20 protein-coding genes are annotated in these 23,179 nt (G+C 37.4%); 12 read left to right on the top strand and 8 right to left on the bottom strand.

Annotation, left to right across the window (positions count from 1 at the left end; all coding sequences use genetic code 11):
• Positions 1 to 138 precede the first annotated feature (138 nt).
• The 4 genes from IPI99_08420 to IPI99_08435 form a co-directional block, all read right to left on the bottom strand.
• Entirely contained in the window at positions 139 to 1,494 is a 1,356-nt protein-coding gene (locus tag IPI99_08420) for a hypothetical protein (protein MBK7340537.1), read from the bottom strand.
• Positions 1,495 to 1,656: 162 nt separating this feature from the next.
• Positions 1,657 to 1,983 (bottom strand): iron-sulfur cluster assembly accessory protein, encoded by a 327-nt coding sequence (locus tag IPI99_08425; GenBank protein ID MBK7340538.1) that lies wholly within the window; start codon positions 1,981 to 1,983, stop codon positions 1,657 to 1,659.
• A gap of 11 nt (positions 1,984 to 1,994) precedes the next feature.
• The gene (gene iscU, locus IPI99_08430) at positions 1,995 to 2,387 is read right to left on the bottom strand and encodes a Fe-S cluster assembly scaffold IscU (protein MBK7340539.1); all 393 of its coding nucleotides are present in this window, start codon (positions 2,385 to 2,387) and stop codon (positions 1,995 to 1,997) included.
• Between the two features lie 57 nt (positions 2,388 to 2,444).
• Positions 2,445 to 3,665 (bottom strand): IscS subfamily cysteine desulfurase, encoded by a 1,221-nt coding sequence (locus tag IPI99_08435; GenBank protein MBK7340540.1) that lies wholly within the window; start codon positions 3,663 to 3,665, stop codon positions 2,445 to 2,447.
• A gap of 329 nt (positions 3,666 to 3,994) precedes the next feature.
• Here IPI99_08435 and meaB point away from each other — a divergent pair, with 329 nt between their 5' ends.
• The 4 genes from meaB to IPI99_08455 all read left to right on the top strand — a co-directional run bounded on the left by meaB (position 3,995) and on the right by IPI99_08455 (position 8,543).
• On the top strand, positions 3,995 to 4,993 hold the full coding sequence (meaB, locus tag IPI99_08440) for a methylmalonyl Co-A mutase-associated GTPase MeaB (protein MBK7340541.1): 999 nt from the start codon (positions 3,995 to 3,997) through the stop codon (positions 4,991 to 4,993).
• A gap of 3 nt (positions 4,994 to 4,996) precedes the next feature.
• On the top strand, positions 4,997 to 6,712 hold the full coding sequence (locus IPI99_08445) for a M23 family metallopeptidase (protein ID MBK7340542.1): 1,716 nt from the start codon (positions 4,997 to 4,999) through the stop codon (positions 6,710 to 6,712).
• Positions 6,713 to 6,744: 32 nt separating this feature from the next.
• Positions 6,745 to 7,167 carry a peroxiredoxin gene (locus IPI99_08450; protein ID MBK7340543.1) on the top strand — a complete coding sequence of 141 codons (423 nt, stop codon included), beginning with the start codon at positions 6,745 to 6,747 and terminating at the stop codon, positions 7,165 to 7,167.
• 197 nt (positions 7,168 to 7,364) lie between these two features.
• A complete protein-coding gene (locus IPI99_08455; GenBank protein MBK7340544.1) occupies positions 7,365 to 8,543 on the top strand; it encodes an NADP-dependent malic enzyme in 1,179 nt (392 codons plus the stop codon).
• A gap of 43 nt (positions 8,544 to 8,586) precedes the next feature.
• Here the strand turns inward: IPI99_08455 and IPI99_08460 are convergent, their stop codons facing one another.
• Positions 8,587 to 9,177 (bottom strand): OmpA family protein, encoded by a 591-nt coding sequence (locus IPI99_08460; GenBank protein MBK7340545.1) that lies wholly within the window; start codon positions 9,175 to 9,177, stop codon positions 8,587 to 8,589.
• A gap of 204 nt (positions 9,178 to 9,381) precedes the next feature.
• Here IPI99_08460 and IPI99_08465 point away from each other — a divergent pair, with 204 nt between their 5' ends.
• On the top strand, positions 9,382 to 12,681 hold the full coding sequence (locus tag IPI99_08465) for an AAA family ATPase (GenBank protein ID MBK7340546.1): 3,300 nt from the start codon (positions 9,382 to 9,384) through the stop codon (positions 12,679 to 12,681).
• 41 nt (positions 12,682 to 12,722) lie between these two features.
• Here the strand turns inward: IPI99_08465 and IPI99_08470 are convergent, their stop codons facing one another.
• Positions 12,723 to 13,613: a GSCFA domain-containing protein gene (locus IPI99_08470; GenBank protein ID MBK7340547.1), complete on the bottom strand. Its 891-nt coding sequence runs from the start codon at positions 13,611 to 13,613 to the stop codon at positions 12,723 to 12,725.
• Positions 13,614 to 13,874: 261 nt separating this feature from the next.
• Here IPI99_08470 and IPI99_08475 point away from each other — a divergent pair, with 261 nt between their 5' ends.
• From IPI99_08475 to IPI99_08495, 5 genes are all read left to right on the top strand, one after another.
• Positions 13,875 to 15,188, top strand: coding sequence for a hypothetical protein (locus IPI99_08475; GenBank protein MBK7340548.1), 1,314 nt, complete (start codon positions 13,875 to 13,877; stop codon positions 15,186 to 15,188).
• A gap of 112 nt (positions 15,189 to 15,300) precedes the next feature.
• A complete protein-coding gene (locus tag IPI99_08480) occupies positions 15,301 to 16,380 on the top strand; it encodes a trypsin-like peptidase domain-containing protein (GenBank protein MBK7340549.1) in 1,080 nt (359 codons plus the stop codon).
• A gap of 101 nt (positions 16,381 to 16,481) precedes the next feature.
• A complete protein-coding gene (locus tag IPI99_08485) occupies positions 16,482 to 17,531 on the top strand; it encodes a PorP/SprF family type IX secretion system membrane protein (protein ID MBK7340550.1) in 1,050 nt (349 codons plus the stop codon).
• Between the two features lie 404 nt (positions 17,532 to 17,935).
• Entirely contained in the window at positions 17,936 to 18,343 is a 408-nt protein-coding gene (locus tag IPI99_08490; GenBank protein MBK7340551.1) for a polymer-forming cytoskeletal protein, read from the top strand.
• A gap of 14 nt (positions 18,344 to 18,357) precedes the next feature.
• On the top strand, positions 18,358 to 18,582 hold the full coding sequence (locus IPI99_08495; GenBank protein MBK7340552.1) for an AtpZ/AtpI family protein: 225 nt from the start codon (positions 18,358 to 18,360) through the stop codon (positions 18,580 to 18,582).
• Here the strand turns inward: IPI99_08495 and IPI99_08500 are convergent, their stop codons facing one another.
• On the bottom strand, positions 18,583 to 18,813 hold the full coding sequence (locus tag IPI99_08500; GenBank protein ID MBK7340553.1) for a hypothetical protein: 231 nt from the start codon (positions 18,811 to 18,813) through the stop codon (positions 18,583 to 18,585).
• A 175-nt stretch (positions 18,814 to 18,988) separates the two neighbouring features.
• Between IPI99_08500 and IPI99_08505 the strand changes: the two genes are divergently transcribed.
• A complete protein-coding gene (locus IPI99_08505; GenBank protein MBK7340554.1) occupies positions 18,989 to 20,848 on the top strand; it encodes an excinuclease ABC subunit C in 1,860 nt (619 codons plus the stop codon).
• A gap of 39 nt (positions 20,849 to 20,887) precedes the next feature.
• Here the strand turns inward: IPI99_08505 and IPI99_08510 are convergent, their stop codons facing one another.
• Positions 20,888 to 21,535, bottom strand: a complete 648-nt coding sequence (locus IPI99_08510) for a protein-L-isoaspartate(D-aspartate) O-methyltransferase (protein ID MBK7340555.1) — start codon at positions 21,533 to 21,535, stop codon at positions 20,888 to 20,890.
• Positions 21,536 to 21,766: 231 nt separating this feature from the next.
• Between IPI99_08510 and IPI99_08515 the strand changes: the two genes are divergently transcribed.
• Positions 21,767 to 23,170, top strand: coding sequence for a phosphoglucomutase/phosphomannomutase family protein (locus tag IPI99_08515; GenBank protein ID MBK7340556.1), 1,404 nt, complete (start codon positions 21,767 to 21,769; stop codon positions 23,168 to 23,170).
• Positions 23,171 to 23,179 lie beyond the last annotated feature (9 nt).

Raw genomic sequence — 23,179 nt, forward strand, 5'->3', positions numbered from 1 at the left:
GAGGGGTTTTAAAGCCTATTTTTTATGAGGTTAAACGATATAGATTGATGCATTCTTTATCTGATGGGATTTGCGCAATTCGATTGCGGATTCAAATCAGCAGAATTTTTTAAACACTTGTTATTTGTAAATGGGCATTCAGATAGAAAATTGGCCTTTAAATGAATATATTTTTTTATTATGAAACAGGAATGTGACAGATAATAAAGCTAAACAAAACCAGTAATGCCTGAAATTCATTATATCCATTGAAATTCCTTCAGCGCCAAATAATATAAATAATGAGCTGAATAGGAGTTTGTCATGAGGATTTAATTGCCGAATAATACAAATAATTGAAATGCTCAAAAAAATTAATAACAGCATTCCCACGGCACCATTTTCAGCCAGTGTTCCTGTTATGCTCGAATGGGCATCAAATGAGTAAAGTTGCTGAGGATAATTTCCATTCGCTTTCAAATTGTCAATTCCTTGGTTAAACAATCCTGGTCCGATTCCTGTCAATGGTTCTTGTGAAAATAGTTTTAATGCGCCTTCTTTGAAGCTGAGGTAACAACTTTTGAGCATTGTATAATTTTCAAAGTTGAATAAATATTCGGAGGCTGTATAATTCGTTGATTCATACTTTGATGGATTTTTTGTAATTAAAATATGGACTGCAATTAAATGAAAAAAAATAGATGATGCTAATAGAACTGATCCGATTGATTTTCTATTCAAGTGTATAATCCATGTAGTATAGAAAATAATTCCAGCCAGCAGTATCAAACTTTTCGAAAAGCTAAGCACAGCACTAATCAAAATGCAAACTATTATGAAATGGAATTTTTTAGAGTTCGATTTAATGTGAATACTAAAAAGGGTAAAAATAGCAGGAATGGATATCCAACTAAGATAAAAAGAGGGAGTTGTTACGAAACTTTGCAATCTGACAATTGTTCCAGTGTATGGATAATTTTCCCACCAGTTAGCTTGTATATTGTCCATTCCAAAATATTCCATAAAATATCCAACGATGCCGATAATGGCGAATAGAAAACCAATCACAGGCATCCAATTGTACTTTAAACTTGAAAATTTTGTGAAGCTAAGCCCCCCAACAAGCAAAAGCCAGATTACAAATGCCAGGCAAAGATAGAGTCTTCCGATTGCTTCCAAGACCGAGGATAATCCAGGATGAATGATAACATTGACTGAATTCCATAAAGACCAACTAAAAGAAAAAATGATGATTAGCCGAGTCCAATAATTTTGGATGAAGTATTCCCAAATCCTATAATAGAAAAAGCGATACCTTGAAATCCAGATGATATTAGCTAGAAATAGAAACTCTGAAATCTGAATTCTTTCATCGAAATATGGTAGTACAATGATATTTTGTAGTCCAAAACTTGCAATGTTGCAAGTGAGCAATATCAAAGAGAGTTTTTGAGATGGGTAGGAAATTTCCTTAGGAATTATGTTTACAATGTTGACTGTATCTTCTGCGGACATACTTCTCCCGTCATTGAAATTTCAGGTGTCATAAAGATAAATCATATTTTAATTTATAATATGTCTGGAATATCAAAATCAGGAGGAATTGGAACGCAAGGATGCAAAAATTGAGAAAATTACAGTAAATCTGTAATCGCCTAATAGGAGATCGACTATGTATTAAACAGCGAAACTCTCACCGCAAGCACAAGTTCGGTTGGCATTAGGGTTGTTGAAATAAAATCCTTTCCCTTCCAATCCACTTGAAAACTCTAGTGTGGAGTTGAATAGATATAAGAAAGATTTTAAATCGGTTACAATTTTGACCCCATTGTCTTCGAATACTTGATCATTGGATTGAGTTTCATTATCAAAGTCCAAGCTGTAACTCAACCCACTGCATCCACCACTCGTAACAGATGCCCTAACAAAATGCTCTGTACTGAGTTTTGCTTCAGACATCAATTGCAAGATTTTGTTTTTAGCTGAATCAGCAATATATATCATAGCAAATTGGGTTAAACTGTAGCTGCGCTTTTTTCTTTATAGTCTTTTATTGCACTTTTTATCGCATCTTCTGCCAAAACAGAGCAATGGATTTTGACAGGAGGCAGTGCCAATTCTTCTACTATCGACATATTGTCGATTTTCATTGCATCATCAAGACTTTTCCCCTTTAGCCACTCAGTAGCTAATGATGATGAAGCAATTGCAGATCCACAACCGAAAGTTTTGAATTTTGCGTCTTCAATTGTATTTGTGGTAGGATTTACTTTGATTTGGAGTCTCATCACATCACCACATTCTGGAGCGCCAACCAATCCTGTACCTACAAGAGGATCATTTTTGTCCATGGTACCTACATTTTTCGGATTCTTGAAGTGATCGAGTACTTTTTCTGAATATGCCATTTGTATGAATATGAATTGCTAATTAAATAACAGTTTATAATTTCTTGAAGTTCAATTTCAATGTGCTTCCCATTTTATACTAGTAAGATCTACACCTTCTTTGTACATTTCCCAAATAGGAGAAATGTCTCTCATATGGTTTACCCCTTGGCTAATAGCACTGATCGCATAATCTATATCTTCATCAGTTGTGAACCTTCCTAGACTAAATCTTAAAGAACTGTGTGCTAGATCGTCTCCAAGACCAAGTGCTACCAGGACATAAGAGGGTTCCAAAGATGCGGAGGTGCAAGCAGAGCCGGAAGATAAAGCGATATCCTGATTGAAGGTCATCATGAGTCCTTCCCCCTCAACGTGTTTGAAGGAAAGGTTCGTAACATGCGGCATTCTGTACACCACACTGCCATTGATATACACTTCATCAAGTTTTGCCATCAGGGCGGCTTCCAATCTGTCCCTTAATTTGCTTAAACGGTTTGCTTCTTCAACCATTTCTAATCGTGCTAGCTCAGCTGCTTTGCCGAATCCAACAATTCCGGGAACATTTAGAGTGCCACTCCTCATACCTCTTTCATGTCCACCGCCATCCATTTGAGCAGTTACTTTGACTCTGGGCTCTTTTCTTGAAACATAAAGTGCACCAATGCCTTTAGGTCCATACATTTTGTGGGCTGAAAAAGCCATAATATGGACTCCATTTTCTCTTGGATTGACAGGAATTTTACCCACGGCTTGAGTGGCATCACTCATAAAAAGAACTCCATGCTCAGCACAGATATCTCCGATAGCCTTTATCGGTTGGATTACACCAGTTTCATTGTTTGCCCACATGACACATACCAAAATGGTTTTTTGTGTAATTGCATTTTCCAATTCCTCCAAAGAAATTCTACCGTCGGGCATGACGTTTAAATAGGTGATCTCTGCTCCTTGTTTTTCAAGATGTAAGCAGGTATCCAAGATAGCTTTATGTTCTGTTTTGACTGTAATAATGTGGTTTCCTTTGCGCGCATACATCTCAAATACGCCTTTGATTCCCAGATTATCTGCTTCGGTAGCACCGGATGTGAAAATGATTTCCTTCTCATCGGCTCCGATAAGTAGAGCGATTTGTTTCCTCGCTTCATCAACAGCATCTTCAGCTTCCCATCCGAAAGGGTGGGACCTTGAAGCTGCATTTCCCGGTTTTTCAAAAAAATAGGGTAGCATTGCCTCCACAGCTCTTGGATCACAAGGAGTTGTGGCGTTATTGTCAAGATAGATTTTTTTCAGTTGCATATCTCAGTTTCAAACGCGAAAAGCTTTAAATGGTTTAATTGTATCTGCCTGTATATAAAGGAGTTATGGGTCTTATTCTGTCCTATTAATAATCATTTGCTTTCCATTCCTCAGTTTGATTTGAAATCAAAAAGGAAGGAGTTCAGAATCAACATCTTATCCAATTTCAGTTTTTATTAGTTTACAGTGAAATTGTATAACTTCCTTGATTTATCATTTATTGGCCAAAATTTCAATAGCCTTTTGGTTAAAATTTTGGTCAGATTGCAGCATTATCTTAAATTTACATCTGATATTCTTATCATTATATATTGTCATTATTATTAATATTGAAAAAAAATATTGAATTAGACAAAATGCTTGAGGCGCTGTTGAGAGGTGACAGAAGCGCTCTGGCGAATGCAATTACCTTGGCTGAAAGTAAACTTGCCATTGACAAAAAACTTACAAGAGAACTCTTGAGTTTGCTTCCACCTAATGAAAGAAAAACAAGAAGGATTGGTATTTCCGGGCCTCCAGGTGTAGGTAAAAGCTCTCTAATAGAAAAATTAGGACTGCGTTACGTTGAACTGGGTCATAAAGTGGCAGTACTCAGTGTAGACCCATCCAGTCAAAGAACAAAAGGCAGTATTCTCGGAGATAAAACCAGGATGGCAGAACTGGCTTTAAAATCCGCAGCATTCATTAGACCTTCTTCTGCAGGATCAATTCTTGGTGGTTTGAATGAGTCGACTTACCGCACCATCAAAATTTGTGAATCTGCCGGTTATGATACCATAATAATAGAGACGGTGGGTGCAGGTCAATCTGAACATGCTGTATCAGATTTGTGTGATTGCCTTATTGTCGTTCAACCACCGGTAGGCGGCGATGATATGCAGGCCATTAAAATGGGATTATTGGAATGGGCGGACATACTCGTGATCAATAAAGCAGATGGTGATTTACTTCAAAAAGCAAAAGAATCTGCCGGTTACCTTCAAAATGCAATTCAGTTTAGGATCTCACGTTGGAGAGATTGGAAAATTCCAATTATCCTTGCCTCAGCTGTTTTGCCAAATGGGGTGATAAATTTATTCGAGAAAATTGATCTTTTTTTCATCAGGCATTCTGATTCAGGTGGCATCAATCAGCTTAGACAGAATCAGAGCCTGAATTTCTTTGATCAGGAGTGGCCTAGAGCTTTGATTTCAACTTTGGAAGAGAATGAATATTTCCAAAAAGAGTTAAGAAAATATCAAGAAATGCTTAAGAGTGGACAAATTCAGGCAGATTATGCAGTAGAACTGATGATTCAGTATATTTTTGCAAACTTTAATGAAAACTAACTGATGCGGAAAATCTTTTGGACTTTGTTATTGATGAGCTTTAGTTTCAAAGAAGTAGGAAACGATTGTGTTTCTACTGACCCAAGTCCATTTGTTTTAAGTTCGCCTGTGCGCAATCCCATTTCAATGACCGGTAGCTTTGGAGAGCTCAGGAATAATCATTTCCACGCAGGTATCGACATTAGATCGGCAACTGGGGTAGGAGGTGATGAGATTCTTGCAGCGGCCACAGGATTCGTTCGCAAAATTTCCATCAGCAGTACAGATTACGGTAAATCAATTTACATTGAGCATCCCAATGGATATACTACACTCTATGCACATCTTGAAAAATTTCGGCCTGATTTGGATGCTGCAGTGAAAACACATCAATATAAAGTTCAAAAGTTTGAAACAGATATAGATTTTAGCCCTAAGGACTGGCCGGTAACTGTCGGTGACCTGATCGGTTATATGGGAAATACAGGAGCCAGTAAAGGGGCTCATTTGCATTTTGAGTTGAGAGAAACGAATTCATCGGAAGTCCTGGATCCTGCAGAGTATGGTGTTCCTATTCAGGATAATATAGCACCTTTGATTAGACGAGTCAAACTTTATGGTTTTGATTCCCAGGGCAATGAATCTTCAAGTCAAATTTTTTATGCATCAAAACTGAATAAATCAACTCATTTGATCAGTGTACCGGGAGATATGTTTAGCCTCGGTGTCGATGCCTTAGATAGGTCTAATAATTCATGGAATTGGACAGGAGTAAAATCTATAGAGATGAAAGTAGATGGCATAGTGGTCTATCAGTTTTCAACGGATCATTGGTCTCTGGAAGATACGAGGTGTGTCAACGCACATATTGATTATCCATCTAAGTTGAATGCACAGGGGCAATTTCAGAGATGTTTCAAACTTAAAGGCAACCGTATAGGCTTATACAAGGTTTTGCAAAATGAAGGTACATTCTTTATGGCTGATGGGTTCGATCACAATGTAAGTCTCACAGTAAAAGACTCGCGCCACAATGAGAGCTCAGTTCATTTTTTAGTGCGTAAAGTGCCTTACACCAAGAAATCAAAGAATGAAGACCTGGATCAGGTATTGCATTACGATACCGATAACTTAGTTCAGTTCCAAAGCGGCTATTTTCATATTCCTGCTGGTAGTTTATACGACAACTCCTTTTATAGATCCGACTCTATCATAAATTCTTCTGCAATGGCATTGTGCAACTGGATAGGTTGTTATCCGGGAAAAGATCCATTACATGGAGAAATCGAAATCGCACTCCGCCCAACAAGACAAATGGATCCGGGAGAACTCGACAAATGTTTTGTTGCAGTCAAACGGGGCTCAAGCTATGTGTCTTGTGGAGGGAAATGGATGGACGGATATCTAAAATCGACATATAAGTCCTTAGGGTATTATTCCATTATGATGGATACAATGGCGCCAAGAATAGCTCCTATTACTTATAAGTTTAATATGCATAACAATAAGTATATGTCATTCCGAATTCAGGATAATATTCCTGCATTAGGATCAGCTGAACATCCACGATGTGATGCGTATCTAGATGGGCAATGGATTTTGATGGAGTATGATGCGAAAAACCACTTGATCAAACATCAGTTCGAAGATTGGCTGAGCCCGGGCAAACATGAGCTGATACTGGTGGCTACAGATGATCGTCAAAATTCCAGGTCGTATACTTACAATTTTATTCGTTAAGCAGATCTTGTCTCTTAACATGAAAAAGCACAATGGACAATTATTTACCCAAATTTAAATTAAAAGCCGGCGATCTTTTTCCAGAATTTGGATTGCTCAATCAACATGGAAAAACTGTTCAACTTCAGGATATCGTTTCAAAGTGGCTTGTCATTTTTTTCTATCCAAAAGACAATACGCCTACATGTACGAAAGAGGCTTGCAACCTGAGAGATCATTTTACTCAACTCCTATCTCACGATGTACATCTTTTAGGAATGAGCTCGGACACTGTAAAAAGTCACCGGAAGTTCATAGACAAATTTCATCTTCCATATGATCTTTTAGTTGATGAAAATAATAATCTAGCTAAAACACTAGGAGTATATAGCAAAAAGAAATTTATGGGAATAGTGTTTCAAGGTATCCATAGAAGTACTTTTATCTTGAATTCTGAGAAAAAATTCATGAAATAATTTATCCGGTAGTCAGCGCTAAACACCAGGAACAAATTCTTGAGAGTATATCTAATCCGATTTTTTTATCTTGAAGTGAATTTTGGTTAAAAGGAAATCATTGATAAATCTTTAAAAAAATAGCGTATATTGAGTCAATTCCGTAAGATATGGGTTATTTTTGACGCTGTATTTGAGTAAACTACGAAATTGACAATATGGATATTTTTGAACAATCGCTGCTGCTCCACAAAGACTTGAAAGGTAAGCTGGATGTTGCGAACAAGCTGGATATCCAAACCAGAGAACAACTTTCTCAAGTCTATAGTCCAGGGGTTGCTGCACCCTGCGAAGAGATTTATAAAGATCCTGGTAAAGTTTATGATTACACCATTAAGGCAAACACAATAGCAATTGTCTCTGATGGATCTGCTGTATTGGGGTTAGGCAATATAGGCCCTTTGGCTGCGATTCCTGTTATGGAAGGTAAAGCAATGCTTTTCAAAAAATTTGCTGGAATCAACGGTTTTCCAATATGCTTGAACACTCAGGATACCGAAGAAATCATACAAATTGTGAAAAACATTGCACCCGTATTCGGTGGAATCAACCTGGAAGACATTTCTTCACCTCGATGCTTTGAAATTGAGGCAAGGCTTCAAAATATAGGAATACCGGTTTTTCATGATGATCAGCATGGCACAGCTATAGTAGTTCTAGCAGCTTTATTGAATTTTTGTAGAGCTACAGGCAGAAAGATGGGAGATCTTAAAGTTGTCATCAATGGTGCTGGAGCGGCTGGAATTGCTATTGCCAGATACATCGCCAGAAAGGATCCAATGGCTATTAATCAGCAATTGGTGAAATCGGTAATTGTGTGCGATTCAATATCGATTATACATTCACAGCGTGAAAATTTGAATGCAATGAAGCGTGAGTTATTGACTTACATCAATCCGGACGATATTGCCGGGTCTGTATTTGATGCTCTTAAAGGAGCTGACGTTTTTATAGGTGTAAGCAAAGCCAATTTATTGAAAGAAGAGCACATTCGTTCCATGTCACCAGATCCTTTGATCTTGGCACTGGCTAATCCAATCCCTGAAATATTACCTGAAGATGCATACAAGGGTGGAGCTTTTATCGTTGGTACAGGACGGAGCGATTACAACAATCAAGTCAATAACGTATTGGCATTTCCAGGGATTTTTCTGGGTGCTCTTCAGGCAAAGGCTTCCCGAATCAACCTAAGCATGAAATTTGCTGCTGCAGAAGCAATTGCCGCACATGTTAAGGAGCCAACCAAAGATAAAATAATACCGGATTCTTTAGATCCAACAGTGGCTACGAGTGTTGCAGAAGCAGTTCGTTCTATAGCTCTCACTCATAATTTCTAGAAATAAAATTTGTTGATTTGAGCTGTTATTGAGCTCATCACTGCTATTGGTTAAAGCGTCTTAAAGTAACTACTACACGGTTATTTATCATTCGACCTTCAATGATTTTGTTGTCCCCAACCGGATATTTTTCACCCATGCCCTCAACGATTACACGCTCATCTGCAATGCCGGCGTCTTTTAATTTTGATTTGATTGCTTGAACTCGAGCATCTGTAAGTTTGAGATTTTTTTGATCATCTCCCTCATTATCAGTATACGCTTCAATTTTAATGATCATTTTCGGAAACTCTGTCATAAATCTAGCTAGGTCCACGATTTCTTTGTCGGAGTTTGCCTTCCATTCAGCAGTATTTGGCTTCCATTGTAGGTCTAAGAACTTAAATTCCGTGCCTAAATCATATTGGCCTGATTGAGCAAACTCAAACAACTGGTGTACCAATGTTCCTTCAGAAGGAGTTACATCTGACAACTTGCTCAATGCCATTTTTACATCTTCAGTAATAACCGGAACTGGCACAGCTGTAGATATAACCTTTGGTGATGGATTCGCTTTCTGAGTATCATTTTTGCATGCTCCAAAAATGATAGAAGAGATGCTAAAAACTAACAAGATGAATCTTACTGAATGCATAAGGCAATAAATTTTTGCTAAGGTAAAATCTTCACAGTCACTAAGGATATGAGATCACATTATTAACATTTATTTTGGGTTCTGCTTAGGCAACTTACATTATAAATTTGAAACATTAAACTTGAGTTTCAAATATGACCTGCTTATCTTTGGCTAAAAAGGAAAAAATACGTATTATCGCAATTGTTTGTATTAAAATGATTCATGAGTCCTCAAAATGATTTCCCTGAAATAAAGACGACACCTGAAATCTCCAGGTTAAACGTATTGAGAGCCTATGGCAATCAGTACCAGCTTTTTTATGAATATGCTTTATTACATTCAGGAAAATCTGCTAAAACGTCTATCCAAATAAGCCCTGTATTATTCAGGATGGTTCGGGAAAACATTTTGAATGAAGATTCAATGGAGGCAATATTACGCTTTATGAATCTTGATATCGACAAACTCCATTTTGATGAGTTAAAAACTGAAATAGAACGCGCCAACAGAGTTTATCAAAGAATTCAGCTAAATGGTAATAACGAGTCTTCTTTCGTTGAAGAAAATGACTTGGAATATTCAAAAACCTTAAACGATGAATTCAAGAATAAAGCTGGCTACCTTATCATTTTGGCGCCAGGCGAATCTGAAAATGAATTTTATTTTCAATTTGATGGTGGAAGTGAGAAGAAAGATAAATTGAAACTCACAAAGGAGGCTATTCAACAGAATAAATTGCTGCATGCCTTCCTGAAATTAAATATATTGCCGGTTAAGGTTCATGCACTAGAACTACAACAAATTGAGGATGAGTACCAAGCCGGGTATCTCATTTTCTACCCAGATTATTTACTGGATATTACAGCAATTGCAGAATGTTTTTATACTGATGGAGCCAATCCTTACAAACATTTGATTTCATTATTTTATTTTGATTCTTTCAGTAAAGCGATGTTAGCAGGTACTCTGATCAATGATTATTTGGACCAGTTGATAATTGAAAAAAACTTGAGTTTTGCTGAGGTTTTCAAAAATGTTTTTTGGACAAATCCACTGGCTTTCGTTTTGTTTTCGGACGATGAATTGCTGGAATTTAGGACAAAACTTAAAATGCAGTTTGATCACCTCAAAGCACTTGTCTCAAACCGTTTTGATGGTTTGATAGAGGATTTAGGATATTGTGACCTGGAACCTTCATTTTATTCAAGAAAATATGGCATACAGGGCAGATTAGATGTCTTTTTCAAGAACAATGAAGTTAACCGCGCTACCATAATTGAACTTAAAAGCGGTAAGCCATACAAGCCAAATTTAAATGGAATTAATAGAAATCATCATGTACAAGCAACTCTTTACAAATATTTGATCCAGTCAGTTTGGCCGGACCTCGGACAAGCCGATTGTTACATATTATATTCTGTGCTTTCAAGTGGTGCACTTCGGATTTCTCCTGAGTCTAGTTCTGATTTTTATTCGATTTTGCAGATGAGAAACCAATTGTTGTTTCTTCATTTTGCATTAGCCGGACAATCAGAAAAACATCTTTTTGATGAATTGCATTACAGACATTTTGAAAAAATTGATTCTTTTATGCTGACGAAAGCAAAGTCAGTTGTCGATATCTATCAGAATTGTGATCAGCTCGAGAAGGAATACTTCAAAACTTATATAGCTGCAGTTGCTAGGGAGCAAATTTATTCTAAACTAGGAAGTACATCATCCGATACCGGAGTTTCAGGATTGTGGTTGGTGGATGCAAAGCAAAAAGAGATAGAATATAATTTGATTGCTGATCTAAGAATAGATGAAATAGTTCTGGAAAGAAGGGAGTTTCCTATTTTGTTATTGAAAAATAAAAATGGTAGTTCGCTCTCGCACAATTTTAGGGTCGGTGATACACTTCTACTCTACAAACAAATCCAGAATAAACCTGATGTGATGCATCAACAGGTTTATAAGTGTACGTTGTTAGAAGTACAACCACAAATGGTTCACATCAGATTAAGATGCCGACAGTTTAGAGAAAATATTGATGATGTAAGTTCGATTTGGAATCTTGAACACGATCATTTAGACAGGAGTTTTATTCAGCAATACCAAAATCTACACACTTTTCTTTCTGCAGAATCCAGGATTAGAAAACTTTACTTGTCTCAGGAAAAGCCTGTGTTAAGAACTGATGCTAGTATTTATTATGCTTCTCCGGAGTTGCGTACAGAACATTTGACTATTATTCAGCGCATATTAAATGCACAAGATTATTTTTTACTTTGGGGACCTCCTGGTACGGGCAAGACAAGTATTATCGTAAAACATTTATGTAAGTATTTTATTGGCTGTTCTGAAGAAAGTGTATTGCTCTTGGCATATACAAATCGAGCAGTAGATGAAATGTGTTCTGCAGCATTGGAAATAATAGAAGAAAATTCCTTGATCAGAATTGGTTCTAGATATGCCGTCCATCAAGATTTTAGACATTATTTATTGGAGGAAGTATCTATGCAGTTTAACAGTCGGGCATTGTTATTGGATCATTTACAAAAGACTAGATTGTATGCGGCTACAGTGGCTTCAATTCTTGGGAAAAAGGAATTGTTTGATGTTAAGCAGTTTGACATTTTAATCATAGATGAAGCCTCACAAATTTTGGAACCTCATATAATTGGCTTGCTTCCTCTGTTTAAACGGGTAATTTTTATAGGAGATCATTTGCAACTTCCAGCTGTAAGCGTGCAGGATGAATCTCAATCCATCATATTAAACCAAGAACTGCTTCAAGCAGGTTTCCGCTCGACGAGTGAATCATTGTTTGAACGATTGTGGAAACAATGTGTAGTTAAGGAATGGGAGCACTGTATAGGAATGCTGCAGTCGCAGGGTAGGATGCATTTGGAAATCATGGATATTGTCAACCAATTATTCTATCAATCCAAACTGGAGGTAATGAATCGAGACAAGAATGGTAAACAATTGAGGTTGCTATCTCATCCTGATTCCTTGTCTTCCAATCCAAATAACATATTTCCAAATAAAAGACTTGTATTCATAGATGTTGGTAAATCAGAATCTAATTTCTCATTTAAAACTAACCGAGCTGAAGCTTTGATTGTTGCGGAATTAGTAGAGCAAATCTATCATCATTATAAGGAGGAAAATCTAATTTGGTCTTCGGAAAGTGTTGGAGTTATTACGCCTTTCAGGGCACAAATTACTGCAATCAGAGCAGCGCTTTATGAAAGAGGATTGGATAAGATCGACTTGACAGTTGACACTGTTGAAAGGTATCAGGGAAGTGCTCGAGATATTATTATACTTTCAACTGTGATTCAGGATAGCCGGCTGCTTTCTCAGATACAATCCGTAGATGCAAACGGTATTGACAGAAAATTGAATGTGGCCTTGTCAAGAGCTCGTGAAAGAATTATAATTTGCGGTGTGTCAGACGCATTGCAAAATTCTACCGAATATCAATACCTTCTTGCGAATTTTACCAGAATTAATATGGGAAGCCCTAAAAGCTGATCAATTCAATTTTTCATTTTCAAACATTCCTGTTGAAAATATCAAATTTCAATCAATGGCAAGAAGACTTGTGGATGTTGGAGTTTAAATAGTGCGAAATCTTTTTTAAGTTGATTCTGAAAACGAATGGAGGCTTCACTATTCGGATATAACGGTTTGTGTTTTATTTTTTTTTGAAAGCTAAGTATTTCCTCGTTGAGCGCTTGAGTTGCCTTTGTAAAGAAAACATTTGAAAATTTCTGCCAGATATAATGGATTGCCAGCGAATTTGGATGAACCATGTCCTCTTTGACAAACCGGTAGTCTCTAAGATCATCAATGAGTAATTCAAATGCAGGAAAGTACTCGACGAAGTTATAATTTTGTTCCAGAAATTCTGAGAGCATCAAGAGACATGATTTGCTTCGATTGTTATCGACCAATCCATCCTGAAGATACCTTACAGGGCTGACAGAAATTAATATCTTGCATCCGGGATTGAATTGTTTGAGTTCCTGAAAACTAGCGTTAAATTCGCTGATTAATTCCTGTAAAGTTATTCTATATTTTGTAAAATGCTGAGCGGGAACTTTATGGCAATTGGCAACCCGATGTCTGTCTTCTTTGGTTTCATAAATACTTGAAGTGCCAAGGGTAAGGATCAGATATTCTGCTTGGTTTAACTTTTCTCTACAGTCATTGAAATGGGCATTGATTTGAAGTAATGCAACATCTTTATCGGGATGAGAAAAACTCCCGTGATGATCCCAACTTGAAAACATTTCATTCGAAAAAATCAATTCATGATCTAAATATTCTTTTCCGGCAATTAATCGTCTGAGCTGATGAGCTAGCATCCACGCATTAAATACAATACCATATGGGCTGAAGCTACTGTTGAAACCATGTTCAGTCAATTTTTGGTGCAAATTTTCTGCAAAACAGCTACCCATGCAAATGATCTTTTCACCATGGAAAATTTTATTTGGAGAAGGTGCTAGCAGCAATTCTGTTCTTAAATTGAAATCACTCATACAAACTGCAAAAATACATTGCAGATGGAGTTCTTTCCCTATTTTTCTTTTGGTTTTGATAGTAAAGCAAATTTTTGGCTTGTCCTGAGATTTGTCAGTTATTGAAATATTAGCCTAGCGGGTAAGATTTGTGGGCTTTTGTATTTGTATTTTTTATATTTTTGCACATAACTCCAAATTATGGGTTTTTGGTCTTCCATTTTTAAATCTTCTTCTGATTCTTCAGTATTGTTAGATTCGAACACGGTTTTTGGCAGATTTTCAGGCGTGTTTAAATCCGATTCTTTGAATGAACATTGGGAAATGGCATTGAGCGATTTTGAGAAGAAAGATTACCATAGTTCCTTTAGTCATGTATTGGAATATTTGAAAAACGAAAAGGGTGATAATATTCGTTTTCAACAGATTAATGATCGAATTGAATTTGAAATATTTCAAGGATCAAAATCGGTGTTGGGTTATATGGATCTAGTTCATTTTTATGCGATAGCTCCATTGGCAATAGTTGAAGATTTGAACATTGGGTTAATGAGAAAATCCCTTGAGAAAAATTATATGTTGCAATACAGTCGTTATGCATTAAATGATAAACTTCAAATGAGTTTAAAATTTGATAGTGTAATTGCTGAAGCCTCGCCATATAAGCTATTTTATGGATTAAAGGAAATGGCCATACAGGCAGATTTGGACGATGATCTAATGGTAATGGATTTTCAAAATGTGAAACCTATAAATGCAGAGCACATTATAGCTATCAGTGATAAGGAAAAGGAGCTAAAGACAAATTATTTTTATCGTGAAATTGATGAAGTCCTCGATCCTAAAGTATTGGGACATCTGAATCCGGATAGATTCCAAGGTGCCTTGACTTATGTATATTTATCCTGTGTGTATAAGCTCGACTATCTGCTCAAACCAGAAGGGAAGGCGATGCACCAAATTGCTAAAATTCATGCCGTTTATAGTTTAGCGGGCAATCAGGATGTCGGATTGAGTTTAGGAAAATTGACCGAAGGATTAAAGGCTTTAAAAGAAATAGAACCGGAAAAACTGCGATCAGAATTTTATAATGTGATTTCAACTTTTAGTGTTGTTCCTCCGGCTACAGAAACGGAGATTGGGGGCATCATTGAGAATGAAATGAAATCGTTCGAATGGTACAAAGAGCAAAAGCATTATTTTATTTGTGAACAAATATGTTCTTATCTTGTGGGCTTCTTATTGTTCCAATTTGCATTTGCTTCTCCTGCAAAAGATTTATTGCATTTGTTCTATTGTATATCTGAAGAAGATTTTTTTAAATCACTTTCTATACCGGTCGACTTTACTGACGGAGACGAATTGAGATCAGCAAGGATAAAAGCAGCTATTAAACAAATTTTGGAAGATAGTAATCTGACGGATAAGCAAAATTTGATGGATCAACTTCAGTTTGAAACTAAGGCTCATTTTTATCAGTCCTACTTGCAATTATTTCGTCAGGTACTTGCATGATGGAATATATGAATTCAAGTAAAATTGTTGAGTCTATTTTATCGTTCTCAGCTTGTCCAAATTTTGAATTAAGATTCGAATATTATTAATATACAGTTCAATTTTATATCAATTGAAAGCATTTATCGATAATTACAAATCCGTAGTCGTCCAGATGGCTACTCCTTTTTCAGTAGGAACCGGATTCTATTTAAAAGAGTATAATTTGCTGGTTACAAACGAGCATGTTGTCAGACAAAACAAAATGGTTGTGGTGGATGCTGAGGGAATGTCACGTAGTCTGCTTGATGTGGTTTATTTGGATGCTAAATATGACCTTGCATTCGTCAAGGCACCTGTTGAGCATCATATGGGGGATGCCCAAATCAGGAAGCAGTTGGTCGCTACAGAAGGGGATACAGTCATGGCTGTGGGCCATCCTTTTGGTTTGAAGTTTACAGCTACTCAAGGCATCATTTCTAATGTTGCTCACCATCAAGGTGATATTCAATACATCCAGCATGATGCTGCCTTAAATCCTGGAAACAGTGGAGGCCCATTGATTGATGGTCAGGGTTATATCATAGGGGTTAATACATTTATTATCCAAAATGGACAAAATATTGGTTTTTCATTGCCTTCCAACTACCTTGCTCAAGCCCTGGATGAGTTTGTTCGGGGAGGAGGGAAGTCAGGAGTAAGGTGTACCTCTTGCGCCAACATCGTCTTTGAGCCCAATCCTGAGAAAAAGTATTGCCCACATTGTGGTGCTGACATCCTCATGATCAGTGATTTAGAAGATTATACGCCTTCCGGTTTCAGACGCGAAATTGAGGACGTACTTTCCACCTTGCATTACGATGTTAGGCTGACCAGACGAGGACCTTTTAATTGGGAGGCAGTAGTGGGTTCAGCAAAAGTAATCCTGAGTTACCACGAGGAAACAGGGATGATAGCAGGGGATGCAGTGTTGTCTTCTTTACCAAAAGATAATATTAAAGCGATTTATACCTACCTATTGCAACAGAATGACAAGTTAAGGGGTCTTAGTCTCAGTATACGGAACAACGACATCTTGTTGAGTATGGTCATGTTTGATAACTATTTCACCCCGGAATCCGGAAAAAACACCATTCAAAACTTGCTCGAAACAGCAAATCAACTGGATGATGTTTTACTGGAACAATATGGCGCAATGAAGCGTCCAGATTAGGAGTTATATATTATAATTAAATAAATATGATAAAAGAAACTGGAATGGGAATGGTTTTTGTAAAAACACCTGTATATTTAAGCCATTATATTGTAGTAGGTATGAAGAAACTGATTCAAGCGTTACTGTTCGTCTCCCCGTTGTGGTTGATGTCTCAGGATATCCATTTTTCTCAATTTTATATGTCCCCGACCAACCTCAATCCGGCTTTAACCGGGGTTATGAATTGTAAAATGAGATTTGTAGCCAACTATCGCAACCAGTGGGCACCAATACTCAAGTCCAAGGCTTTCAATACAATGAATCTTTCATTTGATCAGAAGGTGCCGGTAGGACGTTACGATTATTTTGGCTTTGGAGGAACATTTTGGGGTGACCGTGCCGGAAGTCTGGCATTTTCTACGATACAATTCAAACTTTCAGGAACCTATAGCAAACGTATGGCCGGCTCTAGGACCTCTGGACATTATTTGGTTTTTGGAGCTGAAGCCGGAGTAAACAACCGTAGTATCAATTTCCATAATGCAGTTTGGGGAAACCAACTATCATCCAATGGTCCGATCAATACTCCGGGTGAAAATGATATTTATGCGATTGATCCTAGTTTCTTGTTCGCAGATGTTTCTGTAGGGCTTCTTTGGTTTTCTGTTTTGGATAAGGAAAACAACTACTACCTTGGTGGAGCTTATTCTCATCTAAATGAACCTTTGCAAAATCATTATTCTAAATCAAGCGGTGCCTTTACTGCTAGTCCTTTATATTCAAAGCTGACTATCCACGGAGGTGGTGTATTTTCTATAGGTCGTAAGTTGGGCTTGGTGCCCGGTATCGTTACTTTCTTTCAAGGACCATCTTGGCAAGTCAATGGTGGAACAAGCTTTCGTTTTGACGTGAGCCGTTCAAAATATGACAGACAGTCATTTCAAACGGGTGTCTGGGCCAGGTTGGCGAATAAGCAAAAAGGGATACATGCAGATGCTTTAATCTTATCAACTAGATTCGATTATAACAAATTCGGTTTCGGGCTAAGCTATGATGTGACATTGTCAGGACTAAGAAATGCTAGCGCAGCTTCTAATGCTTTTGAATTGTCTTTTATTTACAACGTTTGCGGACCCGAAAAGAGAGGTATTTATTGCCCTAACTTCTAATAAATTCCAAATTCCTGTACATATTAAAGTAGGGATGTCTGACGACGTCCCTGTTTTATTTTTAGCATTATTCATTCAAAGGAATGAATTGGATTTGAGGAATTCTCTATATGAAAATGAGAGTTCAATTTTTTGGGCAATTGATCATTCTGATTCAATTCAAGACATTGTGAATTTATCCAATCTGTTCATAAAATTCACCTGTGACAGAATTTCAGCTTTAAATTTTGGGCTTCATCATGGATGTATAGATAAAAATGGGAGGGCATCAAAACCATAATTTCTTAGCGCGCTTGATGAGGGGATCTAAGACCTGAATTTCAAATTTGAGAAGAATCACTCAAAAAGCAAATAGCATCAGTATAAAATGCTTAACTTAGCAGCCCACTCAAAAGACAGAAGCTATGTTTGGAAGCAAAAACAACGATCCGGCCAAAAATCAGGTATCCTTGACACAATCTGCACTCAATAGTCTGGTGTCTGGTACATCTGTTGAAGGAACAATTTCAGCGGATAACGACATACGGATAGACGGTTACCTTAAAGGTATACTCAATTGCAAGGGAAAAGTCATTATAGGTCCAAAAGGAAATATTGATGGCGAAATCAAAGCTCAAAATGCAGTCATTGAAGGCCAATTTCGTGGTAGTCTGTTTATAGAGGATTTGCTTCATATAAAAGAAACTGCACAAGTTGAAGGAGAAATCAATACCGATAAACTATCTGTTGCCCCAGGAGCTCGATTTAATGTGCTTAGTAAAATGAGCACTTCGTCCTCAGGACCCGCCCCGCTGCCCAAGAAAGAGCAGTAATCGACAAACAGCATATGTTGCCTAGAAAGTCAACTGATGTCAATAAGTATCTCAAGTACTCCGGTTTAGCCATGCAGTTTTTTGGAGTCATTGGGTTTGGAATCTTTATTGGACATAAGCTTGATGGCTATCTGGAAATGAAGAAGCCAATTTTTACTGTATTGTTTGCATTGGTTTTCTTTATCCTGGTCATGGTTTGGTTATTTCAAGATCTCAAAAGGACGGAGAATGAAGAATAGTCATTTTGTGACTAGTATATTGATTGTTACACTTTTGTCTTTTGGTTTAGTGCATTGGACAATCAACGAAGATCCAAATGCAACACGAGCATCATGGATCATGATCATTTTCTTTGTTTGTTTTACAATAGCACTATTTGTATTTGCGCTCCGAGCTGCGAAGTCAAGTGACCTATACCAGTTCAGCAGAATCTTTCTGGCTTCTATAATGATCAAGATGTTTGGATTCATTTTTCTCATTGTTATGATGATCAAAAAATTTAATGTTGACAGTAAAAACTTGATGTTACCATCAATTGTTATTTATGTCTTGTTTACCATAGTTGAAACTTATTCACTCATGAAACTCAGCAAGTCCAGATAGTCAATTGTTTGTTGAATACTATTTTGTGCAAAATTCATTTCATTGACTACACAGCAATACCGCGAGTTTTCTATACACATTCCTACGGATCCCGGTGTTTATCGATTTTTGGATAAGCACAATCATATCCTTTATGTTGGAAAGGCGAAGAACTTGAAGAATAGACTGAACTCTTATTTTTCACAATCGCACCAGACAAATGCCAAAACCAAAGCACTAGTTCGACATGCGCATCATATTGAATTTACTGTAGTAGAAACCGAACATGATGCTCTATTGATGGAAAATAATTTCATCAAAATTCATCAGCCCAGATACAATGTAATGCTGAAAGACGGCAAAACATATTCTTATATCTGTATCAAGAAAGAAGCCTTTCCAAGAGTTTTTTTTACACGTAAACCTGTGCGCGATGGTTCACTGTATTTTGGTCCCTATACCTCTAAGTTCAAGACACAAGTAATTGTTGAATTGATTCGTCAGATTTTTCCACTGAGAACATGTAATCTATTACTTACCCAGCAGGCAATTGCGCGTAACAAATACAAGGTTTGTCTGGAATATCACATACACCATTGTCAAGGGCCATGTACTCGATTGGAATCAGAAGAGGAATACAACGAAAAGATCATACAGATCAAGAATATATTAAGAGGTCATTTTAGAGCGGTTAAAGAGTTTATTACCGAGAGAATGAAATATTTTGCGAGTCAGGAATTATTCGAGCAGGCACATGAGTGGAAACTGAAACTGGATGTCTTGGAAGATTATCATAGTAAATCAAGTGTCGTCAGCAGTCAAATCAAAGATGTGGATGTTTTTTCTGTTGCAGTTGGCGAGAAAATGGCATATATCAATTACCTGAAAGTAATCGATGGAGCAGTAATTCACACATTGACCATAGAAGCAGAAAAAAATGCTGAAGAGGAAGTTGAGCGCATTTTATCTGTTGCGATACACAAGATCAGAGACCAGTTTGAAAGCCAGGCGCCGGAATTAATAGTGCCATTCCCGCTAGAACTGGAGAATCAAAATCTAGTCGTAACTGTACCTCAAAGGGGTGATAAGAAAAGTTTGCTTGATTTGTCAGAGAAGAACGTTACATTATATCAATTGCAGAAGAGAAAGGAAGCTTTGCAGATGAGTAACAAACAAAGTCATAGTGAACGTATTCTCAAAACTTTACAAGCTGATCTGAATCTGTCGGCTGCACCCATCCATATTGAGTGTTTTGACAATAGTAATATTCAGGGGACAAATCCCGTAGCTGCTTGTGTTGTTTTCAAACATGCCAAAGCCTCTAAGAAAGATTACAGGCATTTCAAAATTAAAACTGTACGAGGTCCTGATGATTTTGCTTCTATGCAGGAAGTAGTTCATCGTCGTTACAAAAGACTTTTGGATGAAGAATCTTCATTGCCTCAGCTAGTAATCATCGACGGAGGAAAGGGGCAGTTGTCTTCAGCCCTGAAAGCCATTACTGCATTAGCGCTTACAGAAAAAATTCTGTTGATAGGAATCGCTAAAAAATTAGAAGAAATTTACTTTCCTGATGATCCGGTACCCTTGCACTTGAATAAAAAATCCGAATCACTCAAATTGATCCAACAACTCAGAAATGAGGCACATCGATTTGGTTTAAACTTTCATCGGCAGCTCAGATCAAAAGCACAAATCTCATCTGCATTATCAAATATACCTGGAATTGGTCCTAAGACTTCACAGAAGCTTTTGAGTCATTTTGGATCGATCCAAAGAATAGCAGAAGCTCCCCCAGATGAAATCATTGGATTAGCTGGAAAATCTGCAGCACAAAAAATATTGAATTTTCTTTCAGCACAGGATGAAACTCATGAAGAAGTTGTAAACCAACACACTAATGAGAATTCGGAAGAAGAATAATTCAAGCAGATTTGAACAATTTTAAAACTGATCCAGAAGTCAGTTTACCACTCCTTTTAACATTGGAACGAATCGAAAATCTCCACAAGATTCTTGTATCAATTTACCTTCAAGATTTTTTTTCAATCGGATCATGGTTTGAGAATTTCCTTCTCCAAGAGGTACCACCATACAACCGCCATTTGCGAGTTGATCTACTAGTAACTGCGGAATTTCAGGTGCAGCAGCAGTAATCAAGATTTTGTCAAATGGGGCAAATCTTGGGAGCCCCTGAAATCCATCTCCAAAGAATGTGCGAACAGCGCCATATCCGATTTGGTGTAACAGTGCTGATGTCTTGTCATGAAGATGTTTATATCTTTCTATAGAATATACTTTACAAGCTAATTCAATCAAAATTGCTGCCTGGTATCCTGAGCCCAATCCTATTTCGAGGACTTTATCTTTTGGTTTAATTTCAAGTAAAGTCGTCTGATATGCAACAGTGTAGGGTTGGGATATAGTTTGCTCGCAATCTATGGCGAATGCTTGATCTTTGTATGCCCATTCTTCGAATGCCTTGTCTAAAAATAAATGCCGCGGTACTCTACTGATTGCATTCAGAACCTTTTCGTCATTTATGCCTTTGCGTTTGATCTCTTGTATCAACTGTGCCCTGAGACCTTTGTGACGATATGAATCAAACATTGGTAATTGTAATCAATTTGTCGTAGATAAAAAAAGACTCTAGTCTATGGATAAATTTAGATTTTATTAAGGATCACAAATATAACAAAAAACTATAATATGAAATGTTTGTGTGGACAAGGATGTCAAACTTTATAGTGTGTTGACTGAATGTTAAATGAATTGATGATGTAAGCTGCAGTGCATTGCTTTTTGTAGGTTTGCACCATGGTTGACAAGCAGGAAAGTAGAATTGTACCGATCAAATTTGGTACAGATGGGTGGAGAGCGATTATCTCAGATACTTATACAATTGACAATTTGAGAAGGGTAGCTGAGGGTACAGCGCAATGGATGGTTCAAAGGTCATACCAGAAGTTGGTGATTGGTCATGACTGTAGATTCGGTGGTGAAATGTTTATGCGGGAAGCTGCACGAATCTTTGCAGATCATGGTATTCAAGTGTTTGCAGGAGATTGTATCGTGAGCACTCCTATGGTTTCCCTTGCTGTATTACATTACCATGCAGACCTTGGAGTTGTGATTACTGCTAGTCATAATCCACCATTGTATAACGGATATAAATTAAAATCGTCCCACGGCAGCCCTTCCCTCCCGATGGACATTGAAGCAATTGAGGCTTTGATACCCGACTTCGCCGCGGAACCAACACATGCCTTTTCGAGCTATCTAGACGATGGTAAAATCAAATTGGTTGATATCCAAAGTCCCTATGAACATCATGTTCGCGAGGGATTTAATCTCGATGCCATCAGATCGTCTGTTTCTCTGTCATATGATGCAATGTATGGGGCAGGACAATTTGTTATGGAGAAATTATTTCCTGAAATGAAAGGATTTCATTGTGATTGGAATCCAGGTTTTAAAGGCAGAGCACCTGAACCAATCGCCAAGAATTTGGGTGAAATCGTTGAATGGAATAAATCATTTCCGGGAAAATATATTGGGATTGCCACGGATGGAGATGCGGATCGAATTGCAATGGTGGATCCTTTTGGCAAAATGATTGATAGTCACCATATTCTATTACTGCTGTTGTATTATCTGGCAGGTATCAAAGGTCAAAAAGGCAAAATTGTCGTAAGTTGTTCAGTCACCAACAAATTGGCTAAACTGGCTGCTCACTATGGTTTAGAGTTTATCACTACTAAAATTGGATTTAAATACATTGCGGAATACATCATTGAGGGCGATGTCTTAGTCGGAGGTGAAGAATCCGGTGGTCTTGCGATTGCAGGACACATACCAGAACGTGATGGAATTTGGATTGGTCTTACCGTATTGCAACTGATGGCAGAAACGAAAAAAAGCCTTGCTGAGCTCATAGAAGAAATTTATGGAATTGTTGGCGCATTTGTTTATGACCGTATAGATCTCCATCTGAATCCGTCTGAAATTAGCAGGATTGCAAAATATCTATCACAGCCAAATATAGAGAAATGGGGCAGTTATAAAGTGATCAAAAAGGATCAATTGGACGGTGAAAAATATTATTTCGAAAACGATTCCTGGTTGATGTTCAGAAGATCAGGTACTGAACCAGTGCTTAGAATCTACGTACAGGGGCAAGATTCAGAGGAATTAAAATCAATCCAGAATGAAGTATTGCAAGAGTTACAACTCAATCAGAGCTAAAGGATATTT

This window comes from Saprospiraceae bacterium, from assembly GCA_016710235.1.
In the GTDB taxonomy this organism is placed as follows: Bacteria; Bacteroidota; Bacteroidia; order Chitinophagales; family Saprospiraceae; genus Vicinibacter.

Coding starts and splice junctions, on each gene's coding strand:
- IPI99_08445 (MBK7340542.1), top strand. CDS start 4,997: ATGCGGAAAATCTTTTGGACTTTGTTATTGATGAGCTTTAGTTTCAAA.
- IPI99_08435 (MBK7340540.1), bottom strand. CDS start 3,665: ATGCAACTGAAAAAAATCTATCTTGACAATAACGCCACAACTCCTTGT.
- IPI99_08510 (MBK7340555.1), bottom strand. CDS start 21,535: ATGTTTGATTCATATCGTCACAAAGGTCTCAGGGCACAGTTGATACAA.
- iscU (MBK7340539.1), bottom strand. CDS start 2,387: ATGGCATATTCAGAAAAAGTACTCGATCACTTCAAGAATCCGAAAAAT.
- IPI99_08450 (MBK7340543.1), top strand. CDS start 6,745: ATGGACAATTATTTACCCAAATTTAAATTAAAAGCCGGCGATCTTTTT.
- IPI99_08465 (MBK7340546.1), top strand. CDS start 9,382: ATGAGTCCTCAAAATGATTTCCCTGAAATAAAGACGACACCTGAAATC.
- IPI99_08475 (MBK7340548.1), top strand. CDS start 13,875: ATGGGTTTTTGGTCTTCCATTTTTAAATCTTCTTCTGATTCTTCAGTA.
- IPI99_08470 (MBK7340547.1), bottom strand. CDS start 13,613: ATGGGTAGCTGTTTTGCAGAAAATTTGCACCAAAAATTGACTGAACAT.
- IPI99_08495 (MBK7340552.1), top strand. CDS start 18,358: ATGTTGCCTAGAAAGTCAACTGATGTCAATAAGTATCTCAAGTACTCC.
- IPI99_08425 (MBK7340538.1), bottom strand. CDS start 1,983: ATGATATATATTGCTGATTCAGCTAAAAACAAAATCTTGCAATTGATG.
- IPI99_08420 (MBK7340537.1), bottom strand. CDS start 1,494: ATGTCCGCAGAAGATACAGTCAACATTGTAAACATAATTCCTAAGGAA.
- IPI99_08500 (MBK7340553.1), bottom strand. CDS start 18,813: ATGAATCCAAACATCTTGATCATTATAGAAGCCAGAAAGATTCTGCTG.
- IPI99_08490 (MBK7340551.1), top strand. CDS start 17,936: ATGTTTGGAAGCAAAAACAACGATCCGGCCAAAAATCAGGTATCCTTG.
- IPI99_08455 (MBK7340544.1), top strand. CDS start 7,365: ATGGATATTTTTGAACAATCGCTGCTGCTCCACAAAGACTTGAAAGGT.
- IPI99_08460 (MBK7340545.1), bottom strand. CDS start 9,177: ATGCATTCAGTAAGATTCATCTTGTTAGTTTTTAGCATCTCTTCTATC.
- IPI99_08485 (MBK7340550.1), top strand. CDS start 16,482: ATGAAGAAACTGATTCAAGCGTTACTGTTCGTCTCCCCGTTGTGGTTG.